Origin of the sequence: Rickettsia aeschlimannii, assembly GCF_047973405.1 — a bacterium.
GTDB classification, from domain to species: Bacteria; Pseudomonadota; Alphaproteobacteria; order Rickettsiales; family Rickettsiaceae; genus Rickettsia; species Rickettsia rickettsii.
This window is the reverse complement of the sequence record NZ_JBFQGO010000001.1, coordinates 79,319-94,869: the sequence shown is the minus strand read 5'-3', so window position 1 is coordinate 94,869 and position 15,551 is coordinate 79,319. Positions and strand designations below refer to the sequence as shown.

Here is a 15,551-nt window from a genome sequence, read left to right as displayed (position 1 = left end):
ACATGTTATCTGATATTTGCTATTATTTTTTACTAAATATTATTAATTCGACAAATTATTGCAAATAGGTGAGTTTATTATGCAACTATTGCCGGAATTAGGCAGGTTTGTTTTCTTTACATTTTGGTGATTTTTGGTATTTTAAAATAAAATATTAAGATTTAATTATGTCAATATTACCGATAGTAACGGCACCTGATGAAAGATTAAAGCAGAAATCTCAGCCGGTTTTAGAGTTTACCGATCAAACACGAAAATTTATGGATGATATGCTTAAAACTATGTACCATGAAGATGGTGCAGGGCTTGCAGCAGTACAAGTAGGGGTATTGAAACGTATTTTAGTAATTGATATAAAAGATCATGATTCGGTAGCAAGACCAAAAGATTTTTATCCGCTTTTTATAGTGAATCCTGAAATAATAGAAAAATCAGAAGAGCTAGTTACGGCTAACGAAGGTTGTATCTCATTACCAGAGCAACGTATTGAGGTGGCAAGACCGGAATCTATAAAGATTAGGTATTTAGACTATCATGGTAAACCGCAAGAGCTTAAAGCAAATGATTGGCTTGCAAGAGTTATCCAGCATGAGTATGATCATTTAGAAGGTAAGCTTATGATTGATTATTTAAGTAATTTAAAACGAGATGTAGTACTTCGTAAGCTTAAGAAACTCAAAAATAATATAGTGTGAAAGTAATCTTTATGGGAACGCCTGAATTCGCTGTTCCCGCTCTTAAAAAACTTATAACTCATCACGAAGTTAAAGCTGTTTTTACACAGCAACCTAAAGCTAAGGGCAGAGGACTTAACTTAGCTAAATCTCCAATACATCAATTAGCATTTGAGCATCAAATTCCTGTTTATACTCCTTCTACTCTTCGTAATGATGAAATAATAAATCTAATTAATAAAGTTAATACTGATATTATAGTTGTTATTGCATATGGTTTTATTGTGCCGAAAGCTATATTAGAAGCTAAGAAATACGGTTGTCTTAATATCCATCCATCCGATTTGCCTCGTCACAGAGGAGCGGCTCCTCTGCAGCGTACTATTATAGAGGGGGACCGGAAAAGTAGTGTATGTATTATGCGTATGGATACAGGGCTTGATACAGGTGATATATTGATGAAAGAAGATTTTGATTTAGAAGAAAGAACAACATTGGAAGAATTGCATAACAAATGTGCAAATCTCGGAGCGGAGTTATTAATTAAAACGCTTGCAAATATCGATAATATAGTACCAATAAAACAGTCAAGTGACGGCGTTACGTATGCTCATAAATTAACTAAAGAAGAAGGAAAAATTAATTGGTATGAATCCACATATAAAATAGATTGTAAAATAAGGGGCATGAATCCTTGGCCCGGAGCATATTTTAGTTATAATGATAAAATAATTAAAATCCTTGAAGCAGAATATTTAAATGCGGATCATCACTTTACTTCCGGTACCGTTATTAGCGATAAGCTGGAAATAGCTTGTGGAAGCGGTATATTACGAGTGAAAAAACTTCAGCAAGAGAGTAAAAAAGCTTTGAATATAGAAGAATTTTTACGTGGTACAAATATTGTAAAAGGTACAGTATTAAAATAAGAGTATTATTATGGGTAAAGATAAAAAAGAAGTTAGGTTTAATGATAATTGAGACGTTAAGGAGTTTTTTACCTCAAAGCTTGAAAAGAATAGTGATATTTATTCTGTAAAAAGGAAAGTAATTAATATAGTAGATGATGAAGTAGAGGATCAAACTAAGCTATTTACGGAAACTCAATTTCTTATGAAAAAACTCCACATGGTAAAACATCTCAATATGAAATTAGCGGCTTTATTAACAAAGCCAGCGAACATATAAACGATCCAAAGCAAATAAAAGAAATTTCAAAATTATACACTCATGCCGCATTTGCTGATTTACAGAAGAATATTTTAGGTAAATTTGATAAGAACGGTAATTTAAGTATAACTAAAGATTTTGCAATTGATGAAAATCTAGTCTTTAGAAAAGACGGTAAATTATTGTTTGTTAAAACTCAAAGCGGTTTGGTAAACAGAGAAGGAGAAATGGCAGCAGTAAATCATGTTTTACAAAAAGGCAGATTTTTGTTTAAAGATTTAGGCGGTAAGGTAGATACAAGATTAGGGACCGCAAATCTAAACAAAAAGCCGACAAAGCTTACTTTAAAAAGAGGTTAAAATAACTTTAAGCCCTCTCATAAGAAATAAAATTTAAATTATTTGAAATTAGTGTTTGACAAGCTTTAAAAATATAGATATAAAATCATCACACAAAGTTTGAAACGTAAAACTTTGTAGCTGTTTAAAAAGTTGATAAAGCTAAAAACTAAATACACCGCGATAATAAAAATTTATCTCGTGAGTAGATGCTGAAAATAATTGTGAAATTAATTCTGTGTGCATCGTGTAATCTCAAGTTAAAAGCGTAAGTAAATATAATAAGAGCATTTGGTGGATGCCTTGGCACTAGAAGGCGATGAAGGACGTAATACGCTGCGATAAGCTTCGGGGAGTTGCGAATAAACTTTGATCCGAAGATTTCCGAATAGGGAAACCCACCTAATTTATTAGGTATTGTATAGTGAATACATAGCTATATGAGGCAAACCCAGCGAACTGAAATATCTAAGTAGCTGGAGGAAAGGACATCAACCGAGACTCCGTTAGTAGTGACGAGCGAACGCGGACCAGGCCAGTGGCTTCAAAAAATAACTAAAACAACATGGAAAGGTTGACCATAGAGGGTGATAGTCCCGTATAGGTAAAAAGTTTGAAGTCCTTGAGTAAGGCGGGACACGTGAAATCCTGTTTGAACATAGGGGGACCACCCTCTAAGCCTAAGTACTCTCTAGTGACCGATAGTGAACAAGTACCGTGAGGGAAAGGTGAAAAGTACCCCGACAAGGGGAGTGAAATAGTATCTGAAACCAAATGCTTACAAGCAGTCGGAGCAAGCGTATTTATATGTCTTGTGACGGCGTACCTTTTGTATAATGGGTCAGCGACTTAGTTTATCTAGCAAGCTTAAGCCGTTAGGTGTAGGCGTAGCGAAAGCGAGTCTGAACAGGGCGTTTAGTTAGATGAATTAGACCCGAAACCGGGTGATCTAGCCATGGCCAGGTTGAAAGCGGAGTAAAATCCACTGAAGGACCGAACCCACTACTGTTGAAAAAGTAGGGGATGAGCTGTGGTTAGGGGTGAAAGGCCAATCAAACTCGGATATAGCTGGTTCTCCGCGAAATCTATTTAGGTAGAGCGTTATAGCGATTACCATCGAAGGTAGAGCACTGAATGAGCTAGGGGGTCCCACAGACTTACCAAACTCAATCAAACTCCGAATGTCGATGAGTACAGCATAGCAGACAGACTATGGGTGCTAAGGTCCATAGTCGAGAGGGAAAAAGCCCAGACCGCCATCTAAGGTCCCTAAATCATGACTAAGTGTTAAAGGATGTGAGAAGACCAAAACAACTAGGATGTTGGCTTAGAAGCAGCCATCATTTAAAGAAAGCGTAATAGCTCACTAGTCTAAATAAGTTTTCTTGCGCCAACAATGTAACGGGGCTCAAGTCATGTACCGAAGATGCGGGTTTATGCATTTGGCATAAGTGGTAGCGGAGCGTTCCGTAAGCCTGCGAAGGTGAACCGTAAGGTTTGCTGGAGGTATCGGAAGTGAGAATGCTGACATAAGTAGCGATAAAGAATGTGAGAAACATTCTCGCCGAAAGTCCAAGGGTTCTTGCGTAAAGTTAATCTGCGCAAGGTTAGTCGGCCCCTAAGATGAGGCTGAAAGGCGTAATCGATGGGAATCAGGTTAATATTCCTGAACCTGAAGGATGTGACGAAAATAGTAAATTGTACAGTCTTATTGGATTGATTGTGCGGTGAATATTTTCCAGGAAATAGCACCTTCATTATAGACCGTACCCGAAACCGACACAGGTGGACAGGTAGAGTATACCAAGGCGCTTGAGAGAACGATGCTGAAGGAACTAGGCAAATTGCATCTGTAACTTCGGAAGAAAGATGACCTGTATATGGGCAACCATGTGCAGGTGGCACAAGCTAGGGGGTAGCGACTGTTTATTAAAAACACAGGGCTCTGCAAAGTCAATAGACGACGTATAGGGTCTGACGCCTGCCCAGTGCTGGAAGATTAAAAGGAGGGGTGCAAGCTCTGAATTGAAGTCCCAGTGAACGGCGGCCGTAACTATGACGGTCCTAAGGTAGCGAAATTCCTTGTCGGGTAAGTTCCGACCCGCACGAATGGCGTAACGATTTCCCCACTGTCTCCAGTATCGACTCAGCGAAATTGAATTCTCCGTGAAGATGCGGAGTTCCCGCGGTCAGACGGAAAGACCCCGTGAACCTTTACTATAGCTTTGCACTGGTGTTAGGAATCAGATGTGCAGGATAGGTGGGAGACTACGAAGCGAAGGCGTCAGCCTTTGTGGAGTCACCCTTGAGATACCACCCTTTTGGTTCTTGACATCTAACCGAGATCCTTGAATCAGGGTCCGAGACAATGCATGGTGGGTAGTTTGACTGGGGCGGTCGCCTCCCAAAGAGTAACGGAGGCGCGCGATGGTTAGCTCAGGTTGGTCGGAAATCAACTTTTAGAGTGCAATGGCATAAGCTAGCCTGACTGCGAGTCTGACAAGACGAGCAGAGACGAAAGTCGGTCATAGTGATCCGGTGGTCCCGAGTGGAAGGGCCATCGCTCAACGAATAAAAGGTACTCCGGGGATAACAGGCTGATGATTTCCAAGCGTCCATAGCGACGAAATCGTTTGGCACCTCGATGTCGGCTCATCACATCCTGGGGCTGGAGAAGGTCCCAAGGGTTCGGCTGTTCGCCGATTAAAGTGGTACGTGAGCTGGGTTTAGAACGTCGTGAGACAGTTCGGTCCCTATCTGCCGTGGGTGTAGGAAGTTTGAGAGGATCTGCCTTTAGTACGAGAGGACCGAGGTGGACGTACCCCTGGTGGACCAGTTGTCGTGCCAACGGCACAGCTGGGTAGCTAAGTACGGAAGGGATAACCGCTGAATGCATCTAAGCAGGAAACCCACCTCAAAACTAGACTTCCCCATTAGAGCCGTGGAAGACCACCACGTTGATAGGTCGGGTGTGGAAGCACAGTAATGTGTGTAGCTAACCGATACTAATAGCTCGATTGATTTACTTTGCTGTGAGATTACATATGCATATAGTGTTAATGTTATAAGAGTGTATATCAACTCACAAAGTTATCAGGTTAAATAGCTTTATCAACTAATAAAAATGTTATTGCATAACTAATATTATACTGTATGTAGCCCCGCCACGATATCCAGCAAAAATTATTTTGCTAAGTATCGTAGTAAAAGTTAAGATAAAAATTTTTTTGAGTTGTGCAACAACATTAACAGTAAACTATAATACAAGTCTATCTTTTTAAAAGTTTGTATTGCTAGCTTGGTGGTTATAGCATGAGTGAAACACACGATCCCATCCCGAACTCGAACGTGAAACCTCATAGCGCTAATGGTACTATGTCATAAGGCATGGGAGAGTAAGTCGCTGCCAAGCTTGCAATGCAAACTTTTAATTATCTTTCTTTCTCTTTATGAGATATTTTATATTCATAATTTTTACCTTTCTCTATATTAGTAATGCTACGTATTAAAGAATAAACATCACTAGTCAATTTATTTGAGAGTTACCAAATGGCACAGTAATTAATGAAGGTGGAATTTTAATTCAAGAAGGTTATATTCTACAAGATACTTAAACAAGCTTAGGTGATCAACATCGTTTATTAAAAAAACGAGATATTAATACTGAAAATCCTTTATATTTTAATGGAAAGTTAGCAGTAATTTCATCTTCTGGTTCTGAAAATTGGTATCATTGGCTGCTACAAATTTTGCCTAGATTAATTATATTAAAAGAATCAGCTCTTGAATATGATCGTATTTATATTAATAATTTAAAATATTCATGACAAATTAAGTCATTAGAAATAGTATTAAATTATTTAAATATACCGGAAGATAAGCTTTTTGTAGTAAATAGTGACTGTATAATTCAAGCTACTAGACTAATTGTTCCATCTGTACCGTTTATTCCAGTAAAAGGTACGCCTTTGCCTTTATGGTTAAAAAAAGATTTAAGAAATATTTTTATTAAAGATTAATAGTAAAGCATACGATAAAATATATATTTCTCGTAAATACGCTTCTACCCGAAAAATAGTTAATGAAGAGGAATTAATAGAAAAAATTGAGAGATTCGGTTTTAAAGTAATATATCTAGAGCTATCCTCCCCGTATGAACAGGCCCAGCTTTTTAATAAAGCAAAAATAATAGTTGGACCGTATGGATCAGGATTTGCTAACTTTCATTTTTGCGGCTCCAAAATGCAAAGTAGTAGAGATTAATCATAGTACAACTCCCTCTAGAAGTTTTTATAAAAGAATGGCAAATTATATGTCATGTGATTATTATCCTTTTTATGTAGATCAGACAACAGAAGAAGAGCATTTAGAAGACGATATAAAGATTAATATTGATGAATTTATTAAGTTTCTTAGAGGTCCTGTAAATAAATTTTAATTAGTAATTAAAGAGCTTTTTTAGCGAAAATTGATAAGATTTTTGAAAGAATATAGTAAATCACCTTAAATTAGGTGAGAAATATTTTATTTGTTTAAGAATATGGCGAATAACGTTTTAATGCTAACCCATTTACGGTATGAGATATATTTTTAAAAAATTAAAAGATAAAATAGAAATCGTACTTAATTTAAAGTGATTTACTATATTCTCCATTTCAACCTCTTAAGGAAGTTAATTCTTAAAATCATTATTTAATAAATAAGATTCGCTATTCATTTCATTTAGTCTTGAAATAGTGCGTTTAAATTCTGCGGCTCGTGCTGAACCTTGATATATTTTATTGGTGTTATCTTCTAGGCTCATAAATAAGAGTATTTTATAGAAATAGGCATTATCGATAAAGTTGATAAATCTAACGGCTGTATTTGTATCGTTAGCATCGATAGTATGAACGTTCCCCACTATAATAACGTTGAAATTTTGGCAAATATTAACATAATCGATATAGCTTAAGTCTCTTGTAAATAATTCATTATAATCTGTTACTAATATTTTTTTATGCACTTTTTGAAATGATATTTCTTTACCTAGAACCTGTATATTTTGAGGAGCAAGATTATTATCACTAATATCCGTGATAATTTTTTCAAGTTTGTTTTGGTTTTCTAAAGTTAAAGGATAAATTATCCTTGCCTCTTTAACTCCTAACGCTTTATCAAATCGATAATCATGGTGATTATCTAGATATTTAACATAAAATGTATTATTGATTATCTTTATAAAAGGTAAGAAAGATTCTCGTTGTAATCCGTCTTTGTACAGATTATTGGGACTCGTGTTAGAAGTTATAAAAATAAAAATATTTTGCTTTGTTAATTCATTAAATAATCTACTGATTATCATTGCATTAGTAATATCTTTAATTTCAAACTCATCTATACATAACACTTTAGTTTGTTTAGCATAGTTTTTAGCAATTTTAGGGATGACATCTTTCTGATTTGTTTGTAATTTATGCATAGATTTATGAATTTCCTGCATAAAGTTCTGATAATGTATTATTATTCTAGGTGTGGTTAATTCTTCAAAAAAAGAATTCATGAGCATAGTTTTACCGCTGCCCACCGGACCGTATAAATAAATCCCGCTTTTTAAGTTGTTTTGATTAAAGAATTTGAATAAACTTTTAGGCTTATTAAGTGCTGCTGCCAGCTGTTTTAATTCTTCTCGTAAAGCAGTTTGTTTTGAATCTAGTATTAATGAAGTAGAGGATTTAATCATCCAAAATATTTTTTATCTAGTTTGTTATAGTTTTTTTCTAAAATGTCGTTCCTAGCTAAAAGCAAGAAGGCTTTGTTGCGTGGATCAATTTCACCTCCGTCATCCCGTGGTTTGAGCACAGGATTCAGTGAAAAATGCTAACCTTTAGCATTTTTTTTGTTATTTTTGCTAGATTGCCACGCTCCTTTTAGTCGCTCGCAATGACGGTTGTGATTATCATTTCCTACATAAAAGCGTTGCATCGCCGTAGCTAAAAAAACGCATTGCTTCTTTTATAGCATATTTATATAATTCATGCATCTCTTTAAATCCGGCAAAAGCACATATAAGCATAAATAAAGTAGATTTAGGAAAATGGAAATTAGTAAGTAGCATATCGGCTGTTTGAAATTTAAAACCTGGGGTTATGAAAATATCGGTTTCAAAGCTACCTGCTTTTACGATGCCGTTATTGCAAGAACTCTCAAGTGTTCTAAGTGTTGTAGTGCCGACTGCGATAATACGTTTCCCTTCTTGCTTTGCTTTATTGATGATTTCAGCAGTGTCAGGAGTAATAGAGCAATATTCGGTATGCATTTTATGTTCATGAATATTTTCGGTTTTTACAGGTAAAAAAGTTCCCGCTCCCACATGTAATGTTAAAAATGTAGCTTGTATGCCTTCTGCCTTAAGCTTATCAAGTATATCCTTTGTAAAATGCAAGCCTGCCGTCGGTGCTGCAACTGAACCTTCTATTTGGCTATAGACAGTTTGATAGCGGTCGTTGTCGTTTTGAGTGTTTGTCATCCCGTGGTTTGACCACGGTATCCAGTCATTATTTAAATATTTTTTGGATCCCGTGGTCGTAGCCACGAGATGACATAATGAGTGTGAACGCCTAATATAAACCGGTAGCGGCATCTCACCGTATTTATTTAAGAACTCGAATACAGAAATATCATTAAGCTCAAATTTTACTTTAATCTCACCCATTGCAAGTTTTTCAGTAATAATTACCTTATGATTATCAAAATAAAATTCATCATTTACACGAAGCTTCTGAGCTGGTTTAGCAAAAGCCGACCAACTATCATCTGATAATTTTTGATTCAAATTTATTGTAATATTTTTCCCCAAATTTAACTTTGCTTTTATTACCTTACTATTATTAAAGACTAATAAGTCCCCTTCTTTTAAGTAATCTATTATGTTGTAGAATTTGGTTTTAATAGGCGGCGTAACAGCAATTAGTAAATCTGAATTATCACGTTCACTAGATGGATATTGTGCGATCAGTTCGCTTGGTAAATCAAAGTCAAAATCGGATAGTTTCATTGTTTAAATATTAGTGGCTAAAAAAGTGATTATAACAGCATATGACAATATTTAATATAATATTTTAGTTTATTGATTGCTTGCTAATAAATAAACTATTTGTTGATAAAATGATTTTTTCTGTACGAAAATACTATCAATTGAATCATTAAGGGAAATACTATGATAACCGATGATATAATTAGAAATAAATTTCATGAAATATTAAGCAGTAAAGATATAGAAGAACAGTAAAATATGGGATTTAATAATATATATAAAATAAAAAGATATGAATTTTTTAGAGAAAGTTTTGTCAAAGAATTCAAAGCTTTGATTGAAGATCCAAATACAAATATTTCTAGTGTGTACAATATGGCATACTGCACTGTAGATAAAATAGCAAGATCTCCTGACACCGCTATAGTTAAAGCAATTTGTCAAGGTGATTATGATTTAGTTGATAGTATGTTAACCACTTTAAATATTGATCCAAATACAGAAGTATATACATTGGAAGGTGAGGCTAAATCTTTTTTATATTTTGCGTGTCATAATAATCAGAAAGGGATAGTAAGGCTTCTACTTGCAAAAGGTGCAAATATAATCCTTGACCACAACAACGGTATGACTGTTTTTCACACTGCCCTAACAGCTCAACATTTTGATATGGCAGCATTTCTAATTGAAAATGGTGCGGATCCTAATTACGTAACAGGTGACAATATGACTTATTTAGAAATATGTACGTTCCTATGCCTAAATATAGCCATGGTAACTAAATTGCTCGCTTTATGGTGCTAATATGGAATTTATCCGTTATGAAAAAACCGCATTTAAAAGTTTAGTAGACCTAATTAGAGATCTTAATGATAGGAAGCAGAGCACAGGTATGGTAAAAGTATTTTTACAATATGGTGCTAATCCGGATATACTCGATCCTGACGGTCAAATGGTCTGTGACAAGAAAGCAATTTATGAACCTCTGAAAGCCCTTTTAATGCTTGAATCCGCATTTCGTAAGAATGATTACAAGAAAATTAAGGCTATTGACAAGAAAGATTTAGCTGCATTTGTTTAATGGAAAACAGCAATATTACCGGTTACAAAAGATGTTTCTGAGAATGAGTATATTAAAAGCCTATTAGAACTATATAAATTTTCAAATCAAATGAGTTTGGATTCGGATGATTCTATAAAACAACCATTAATAGAATTAGGAGAAAAGATAGCTAAATTGATACCGCCTTTAGAGTTTTTATGCATTTTAAAAATTGAAGATATTATTGATAGTAACGCTACAGATAAGATAGAATTACTTGAGAGTGCAATAAAAGCGATGACAGAGTATGTACTACTTCAAGTTGAAGCAACAGGAAAAACAAGTGGCTTATAATGATTTAGTTTAAAGGTTGAGGCTGGTATTATGTCATTCCTGCAAAAGCAGGAATGACATAATACATAGGTAATACCTCCTCACACTATTAACCCTTTAACTTGAGAGTTCCATAATTTTTGATATAGCTTACTATTTTTTAGTAATTCTGCATGGCGACCGTCATCGATTATACTTCCCTTTTCAAAAACTAAAATTCTATCCATATTGAGTAAAGTAGATAATCTGTGGGCAATGACTATCACAGTTTTATTTTGCATTAAATAATCTATTGACTCTTGAATCAGGCTTTCAGTTTCGCTATCCAAGCTACTTGTTGCTTCATCGAGAATTAAAATAGGAGCATTTTTTAAGATGGCTCTTGCTATGATAATTTTTTGACGCTGACCGCCTGATAAGTTATTCCCCCGTTCACCGCACATAGTATCGTAACCGTCCGGTAGATTATCGATAACATCATGAATATGTGCAGCTTTTGCTGCTTCTATAACCTCCTCAAGAGTAGCTTCTTTTTTCCCGTATTTGATATTGTCCAAAATGGTACGATGAAAAAGCACCGGTTCTTGAGGTATAAGGCTAATGGCTTTTCTTAAAGAATCTTGAGTTACGTTTTTAATATTTTGATTATCTATTAAAATCATTCCTTCTTCTATATCATGTAACCTAGTGAGTAAACTAATAAAAGTGGTTTTCCCTGAACCTGAAAATCCAACTAGTCCTACTTTTTGTTTACTCGGTATTAATACCGATTTATTGTAAAATAGATTGTTATTATGATGATAATTAAATGTAACATTTCTAAATTCAATAACCCCTTCTTTGATATCTAATGGAGTAGCGTTTTCAATATCAGTTATAATATGCGGTGCCATTAAAGATAAGCCTTGATTAAATGCCCCGACCTGCTCGAACATATCACCGATTTCTTGCGTTAAATCCCAAATATCGTCTGCTACATTTATACATAATGTCAGCACTAATACGCAATCACCTATGCTTATAGATAATTCGCTACGAAGTTTAGATAAATAATAAATCATTATAGAAATCATTATTGAACAAGAAGTCCCAAGAGCATAACGCAATTTGAACATAAAGAATTGCATAGTCTGCTCATCGGCTACGGCATTTTCTACTCTTGTTTCTAGATGTTGACGTTCAAATTTATGGGCTGTAAACATTCTAACCGCATTAATGTTGCTAATTGCGTCTACGATACTACCGGCAACAAAAGATTGGCTTCTAGCATAATTTAATGAGTATTTATTGATTTTATCTGAGAAAAGAACACTAAGTCCTAAAAAAACCGTAATCCATAAAATAAATATTGTAGCAAAAATGTAATGTACCGAATATAAAGCAATTAATGCAAATACAATAATAGCGAGTTTACGAAGAATTTTTTCACCGAATATTGAAATAATCATCTCAAACGATTTTGCAGTTTCGGTAATACGATTGCTAATATGTCCTGCTAGATTATCCTGAAAGAATTTATGGCTATGATATTGGGTATAATTATAAAGTTCATTTAGTATTTTCCCTTTTATTACGGGCATAGTCTTGATATACAAATAATCATATGAACGATATGCTATATTAATACTCTCCCACCAAAGAGCATAAAATACTGCCCAGTAAATCATGGAAGATAAAAGATTATTAGCGTTCTCATCGCTGAAAGATTCTATTAAATCAATGATTTTCTGAAGTAATATACTATCAATTGCCGGAATTATACCGAGTAAAATACAAATTACAGTCAATAAAGTCATTTTAACTTTATCGAATTTTAAAAAATAAATACCTAAGCTAAATGTTGATTTGGATAAAGTAGGGTATTTTATCACGATAATGTACCTCGATTTTAAAATAATATATTAATTCGTGTTATTTTGGAGCATATTTTAATTTAATTATTTTGCAAAAATATACCTAAAAATATTAAATCTGTGGAAAATAATAAACAAGTCTTGCTTCTTACCTTAAATAATGCTACAAAATTCAGAAAATAACTTCAACATCATTAGAAATGCAAGAAAAAGAATTATCTAATAATTTTTTAGAAGAACAAGAAAAGTCTACGGAAGACGATTCTCCGTTCTTTGATGTAAAATATATTTGTCAAGCAAGTTTATTAATTACGGATTCTATCCGAAAAGGGTATGATGTAACGCAATTGCCCAATGGTGATATTAATGTTACAGAAGTAAGAATAGTAAATGTTCATTATAATTGGAACTCCGAAAAAGGAAAATTTGTTAAAACTAATCAGATAGAATTTAATAATAGCAAAGGTGGATGATTAAATCAAATACTGTATACTCGTTTAATTTGAAAAATTGGCTACGTCGTCCTATAAGTACTGTGGTACTCACGTATTAAGTATACGTTATTACATTGGGAGTATATTGTTATTGTCACAAAGCTTATTATCTTAAAACAACAGCTTAAATATGGAATTTGATCAAGTATTATTATCAAGGATTCAATTTGCTTTTACCATAAGTTTTCATATAATATTCCCTGCTTTTACTATAGGGCTTGCAAGCTTTTTAGCGGTAATTGAAGGGTTATGGTTAAAAACAAAAAAGCCGGTTTATCAAGAAATATACAAATTTTGGGTGAAGATTTTTGCCGTTACTTTCGGTATGGGAGTAGTTTCGGGCGTTGTAATGTCTTATCAATTCGGTACTAACTGGTCGAATTTTTCAGATAAGGTTGGAAATGTCCTCGGTCCGCTTCTCGGTTTTGAAGTATTTACTGCCTTTTTCCTCGAATCTTCTTTTTTAGGTATAATGTTATTCGGTTTTAATAAAGTCAGTAAAAAAGTACATTTTATTTCTACGTTAATAGTTGCCGTTGGTACTGTAATCTCAGCTTTTTGGATACTTGCAGCTAGTAGCTGGATGCATACGCCTGCTGGTTTTGAACTGCGAGGCGAAGGATTCTTTTATCCTTTAAATTGGCTAGAAATTATCTTAAACCCTTCTTTCCCATATCGCTTTTTCCATATGATTACGGCGGCTTATTTAACTACTTCTTTTGTTATTGGTGGTGTAGCTAGCTTTTATTTACTAAATAATCGTTATAAAGAGCATGCTAAAATTATGCTTTTTATGGCGGTGTTAATGGCGTTAATCGTTGCACCTATTCAAATAGTTATTGGTGATCTGCATGGTTTAAATACTCTTAAATATCAGCCGGTCAAGGTCTCGGCTATGGAAGGTATTTGGAATACAGAAAAAGGAGCAGCTTTTAATCTTATCGGCTTTCCTGACGGGGAAGAAGAAAAAACAAAATATGCTGTAGAAATACCTTATGCTAGTAGTTTAATCTTAACGCATAGCTTAGACGGTGAAGTGAAAGGATTAAAAGAATGGACAAAAGAAGAGCGCCCGCCGGTTGCAGTAGTATTTTTTAGCTTTCGTATTATGGTAGGAATCGGTTGCTTAATGGTATTTACAGGTATTGCGGGGTTATATCTTTACTTGAAGAAAAGATTATATACTATGCATTGGTTTCAATATTGGTATATATTAATGTCACCTTCAGGTTTTATTGCAGTACTTGCCGGTTGGTTCGTAACCGAGGTAGGTAGACAACCTTATATAGTATATAATATTTTAAAAACCGTGGATACGGTATCACCGGTACTCGGTAAATATGTATTTATTTCTCTAATTGCTTTTATAGTAGTGTATGTGATCATTTTCGGAGCTGGTATATATTATATAATGCATTTGATAAAGAAAGGTATAGAAGCGATAGATAATAAGGAAATGTACGGAGAGAGTGGTTTGAATAACCCATTATTAGAAAAGTAATAAGCTTATGTTAAATTTTGCACCTTATATAGATTTACCGCTTGTTTGGGGTGGGCTTATAGCTACCGCTATTTGTTTATATGTTTTATTAGACGGTTTTGATTTAGGAGTAGGAATCTTATTTCCGTTTGCACCTACCGATGATTGCCGTCATAAAATGATCAATTCTATTGCTCCTTTTTGGGACGGTAACGAAACTTGGTTAGTACTTGGCGGCGGTGGTTTATTTGCAGCTTTCCCGTTGGCATATTCGCTATTAATGCCGGCTTTATATATTCCTATTATATTGATGTTACTTGGTCTAATATTTCGTGGTGTGGCTTTTGAATTCCGTTTTAAGGCTCATATAGGTCATCGTTATATTTGGGACTACGCTTTTCATTTCGGTTCTATGCTTGCTGTTTTTTGTCAAGGTTTAATGCTTGGTGCGTTTGTCCAAGGAATAGAGATAGAAGGACGAGAATTTGCAGGAGGGAGCTTTGATTTTCTTACTCCCTTTTCCGTTATGACGGGGATAGCATTAATATTCGGTTACGCACTCTTGGGTGCTACTTGGCTTATTCTGAAAACAGAAAAGACAACACAAGATTGGGCTTATAAATCTGCTTTATATATTTTATTTTACGTTGCACTTTTTATGGGGCTTGTAAGCTTATGGGTTCCTTTCTTAAATAACCACATACATCATTGTTGGTTTAGTGTACCTAATATTTACTATTTATCTATTGTACCTATTGTAACTGCTTTAATATTTATCAAGTTAATTAAAGCCATTAAGCAGAAAAAAGAAGTAAAGCCGTTTATTTATACGATCTTGTTATTTTTATTAGGATATTTAGGGCTCGCGATAAGCATATGGCCATATATCGTTCCTTATAAAATTACGCTTGAAACTGCAGCAGCAGCACCGGAGTCACAGTCTTTACTGTTAATAGGGGCTGGGATATTCCTACCTGTCATACTTGGCTACACATTCTATTGTTATTATATATTCCGTGGCAAATCATCTCATCATCCGATATATTAAAAAATTAAAAAAAATAACCTCTTGTCTCAAAGGGTGGCAATGGTTTATTATCCTATGGCTTAGCGGATTATTATCCACATTACTTTTAACTTATGTAGTGAAAC

At 34.5% G+C, this 15,551-nt stretch carries 14 protein-coding genes and 2 rRNA genes; 13 read left to right on the top strand and 3 right to left on the bottom strand.

The window, feature by feature from the left end; all coding sequences use genetic code 11:
* Positions 1–167: 167 nt before the first annotated feature.
* The 7 genes from def (at position 168) to AB4K15_RS00560 (ending at position 6,620) form a co-directional block, all read left to right on the top strand.
* Positions 168–695 carry a peptide deformylase gene (def, locus tag AB4K15_RS00590; protein WP_032073943.1) on the top strand — a complete coding sequence of 176 codons (528 nt, stop codon included), beginning with the start codon at positions 168–170 and terminating at the stop codon, positions 693–695.
* On the top strand, positions 692–1,603 hold the full coding sequence (gene fmt / locus AB4K15_RS00585) for a methionyl-tRNA formyltransferase (protein ID WP_032073944.1): 912 nt from the start codon (positions 692–694) through the stop codon (positions 1,601–1,603). Before def ends, fmt begins: the two co-directional genes overlap by 4 nt.
* Positions 1,604–1,780: 177 nt before the next feature.
* Positions 1,781–2,203 carry a hypothetical protein gene (locus AB4K15_RS00580; RefSeq protein ID WP_032073945.1) on the top strand — a complete coding sequence of 141 codons (423 nt, stop codon included), beginning with the start codon at positions 1,781–1,783 and terminating at the stop codon, positions 2,201–2,203.
* Positions 2,204–2,452: 249 nt separating this feature from the next.
* Positions 2,453–5,212, top strand: a 23S ribosomal RNA gene (locus tag AB4K15_RS00575).
* A 267-nt stretch (positions 5,213–5,479) separates the two neighbouring features.
* Positions 5,480–5,594 (top strand): 5S ribosomal RNA (gene rrf / locus AB4K15_RS00570).
* Between the two features lie 587 nt (positions 5,595–6,181).
* The gene (locus tag AB4K15_RS00565; protein ID WP_500225655.1) at positions 6,182–6,445 is read left to right on the top strand and encodes a glycosyltransferase 61 family protein; all 264 of its coding nucleotides are present in this window, start codon (positions 6,182–6,184) and stop codon (positions 6,443–6,445) included.
* The gene (locus tag AB4K15_RS00560; protein WP_500224772.1) at positions 6,384–6,620 is read left to right on the top strand and encodes a hypothetical protein; all 237 of its coding nucleotides are present in this window, start codon (positions 6,384–6,386) and stop codon (positions 6,618–6,620) included. The genes AB4K15_RS00565 and AB4K15_RS00560 overlap by 62 nt, the downstream gene beginning before the upstream one ends.
* Positions 6,621–6,854: 234 nt before the next feature.
* On the opposite strand, the gene zapE is transcribed toward AB4K15_RS00560, so the two are convergent.
* Together zapE and queA are read right to left on the bottom strand one after the other, a co-directional pair.
* A complete protein-coding gene (gene zapE / locus AB4K15_RS00555; RefSeq protein WP_500224775.1) occupies positions 6,855–7,904 on the bottom strand; it encodes a cell division protein ZapE in 1,050 nt (349 codons plus the stop codon).
* A gap of 216 nt (positions 7,905–8,120) precedes the next feature.
* Positions 8,121–9,218: a tRNA preQ1(34) S-adenosylmethionine ribosyltransferase-isomerase QueA gene (gene queA / locus AB4K15_RS00550; RefSeq protein ID WP_032073948.1), complete on the bottom strand. Its 1,098-nt coding sequence runs from the start codon at positions 9,216–9,218 to the stop codon at positions 8,121–8,123.
* A gap of 237 nt (positions 9,219–9,455) precedes the next feature.
* On the opposite strand from queA, the gene AB4K15_RS00545 reads away from it, so the two are divergent.
* From AB4K15_RS00545 to AB4K15_RS00535, 3 genes are all read left to right on the top strand, one after another.
* Positions 9,456–10,001: an ankyrin repeat domain-containing protein gene (locus tag AB4K15_RS00545; protein ID WP_500224776.1), complete on the top strand. Its 546-nt coding sequence runs from the start codon at positions 9,456–9,458 to the stop codon at positions 9,999–10,001.
* Position 10,002: 1 nt separating this feature from the next.
* On the top strand, positions 10,003–10,278 hold the full coding sequence (locus tag AB4K15_RS00540; protein ID WP_500224778.1) for a hypothetical protein: 276 nt from the start codon (positions 10,003–10,005) through the stop codon (positions 10,276–10,278).
* Between the two features lie 90 nt (positions 10,279–10,368).
* Complete coding sequence (locus AB4K15_RS00535) at positions 10,369–10,593, top strand: hypothetical protein (protein ID WP_500224780.1); 225 nt, start codon at positions 10,369–10,371, stop codon at positions 10,591–10,593.
* 80 nt (positions 10,594–10,673) lie between these two features.
* Here AB4K15_RS00535 and AB4K15_RS00530 read toward each other — a convergent pair whose 3' ends face one another.
* Positions 10,674–12,443, bottom strand: a complete 1,770-nt coding sequence (locus AB4K15_RS00530; RefSeq protein ID WP_032073949.1) for an ABC transporter ATP-binding protein — start codon at positions 12,441–12,443, stop codon at positions 10,674–10,676.
* 182 nt (positions 12,444–12,625) lie between these two features.
* Here AB4K15_RS00530 and AB4K15_RS00525 point away from each other — a divergent pair, with 182 nt between their 5' ends.
* The 3 genes from AB4K15_RS00525 to cydB all read left to right on the top strand — a co-directional run bounded on the left by AB4K15_RS00525 (position 12,626) and on the right by cydB (position 15,447).
* The gene (locus tag AB4K15_RS00525; RefSeq protein WP_014365351.1) at positions 12,626–12,898 is read left to right on the top strand and encodes a DUF2671 domain-containing protein; all 273 of its coding nucleotides are present in this window, start codon (positions 12,626–12,628) and stop codon (positions 12,896–12,898) included.
* 151 nt (positions 12,899–13,049) lie between these two features.
* A complete protein-coding gene (locus AB4K15_RS00520; RefSeq protein WP_032073950.1) occupies positions 13,050–14,420 on the top strand; it encodes a cytochrome ubiquinol oxidase subunit I in 1,371 nt (456 codons plus the stop codon).
* Positions 14,421–14,427: 7 nt separating this feature from the next.
* Positions 14,428–15,447, top strand: coding sequence for a cytochrome d ubiquinol oxidase subunit II (cydB, locus tag AB4K15_RS00515; RefSeq protein WP_032073951.1), 1,020 nt, complete (start codon positions 14,428–14,430; stop codon positions 15,445–15,447).
* The last annotated feature ends 104 nt before the right edge of the window (positions 15,448–15,551 follow it).

Coding starts and splice junctions, on each gene's coding strand:
- cydB (WP_032073951.1), top strand. CDS start 14,428: ATGTTAAATTTTGCACCTTATATAGATTTACCGCTTGTTTGGGGTGGG.
- def (WP_032073943.1), top strand. CDS start 168: ATGTCAATATTACCGATAGTAACGGCACCTGATGAAAGATTAAAGCAG.
- AB4K15_RS00540 (WP_500224778.1), top strand. CDS start 10,003: ATGGAATTTATCCGTTATGAAAAAACCGCATTTAAAAGTTTAGTAGAC.
- zapE (WP_500224775.1), bottom strand. CDS start 7,904: ATGATTAAATCCTCTACTTCATTAATACTAGATTCAAAACAAACTGCT.
- AB4K15_RS00535 (WP_500224780.1), top strand. CDS start 10,369: ATGAGTTTGGATTCGGATGATTCTATAAAACAACCATTAATAGAATTA.
- AB4K15_RS00525 (WP_014365351.1), top strand. CDS start 12,626: ATGCAAGAAAAAGAATTATCTAATAATTTTTTAGAAGAACAAGAAAAG.
- AB4K15_RS00520 (WP_032073950.1), top strand. CDS start 13,050: ATGGAATTTGATCAAGTATTATTATCAAGGATTCAATTTGCTTTTACC.
- AB4K15_RS00545 (WP_500224776.1), top strand. CDS start 9,456: ATGGGATTTAATAATATATATAAAATAAAAAGATATGAATTTTTTAGA.
- AB4K15_RS00560 (WP_500224772.1), top strand. CDS start 6,384: ATGGATCAGGATTTGCTAACTTTCATTTTTGCGGCTCCAAAATGCAAA.
- queA (WP_032073948.1), bottom strand. CDS start 9,218: ATGAAACTATCCGATTTTGACTTTGATTTACCAAGCGAACTGATCGCA.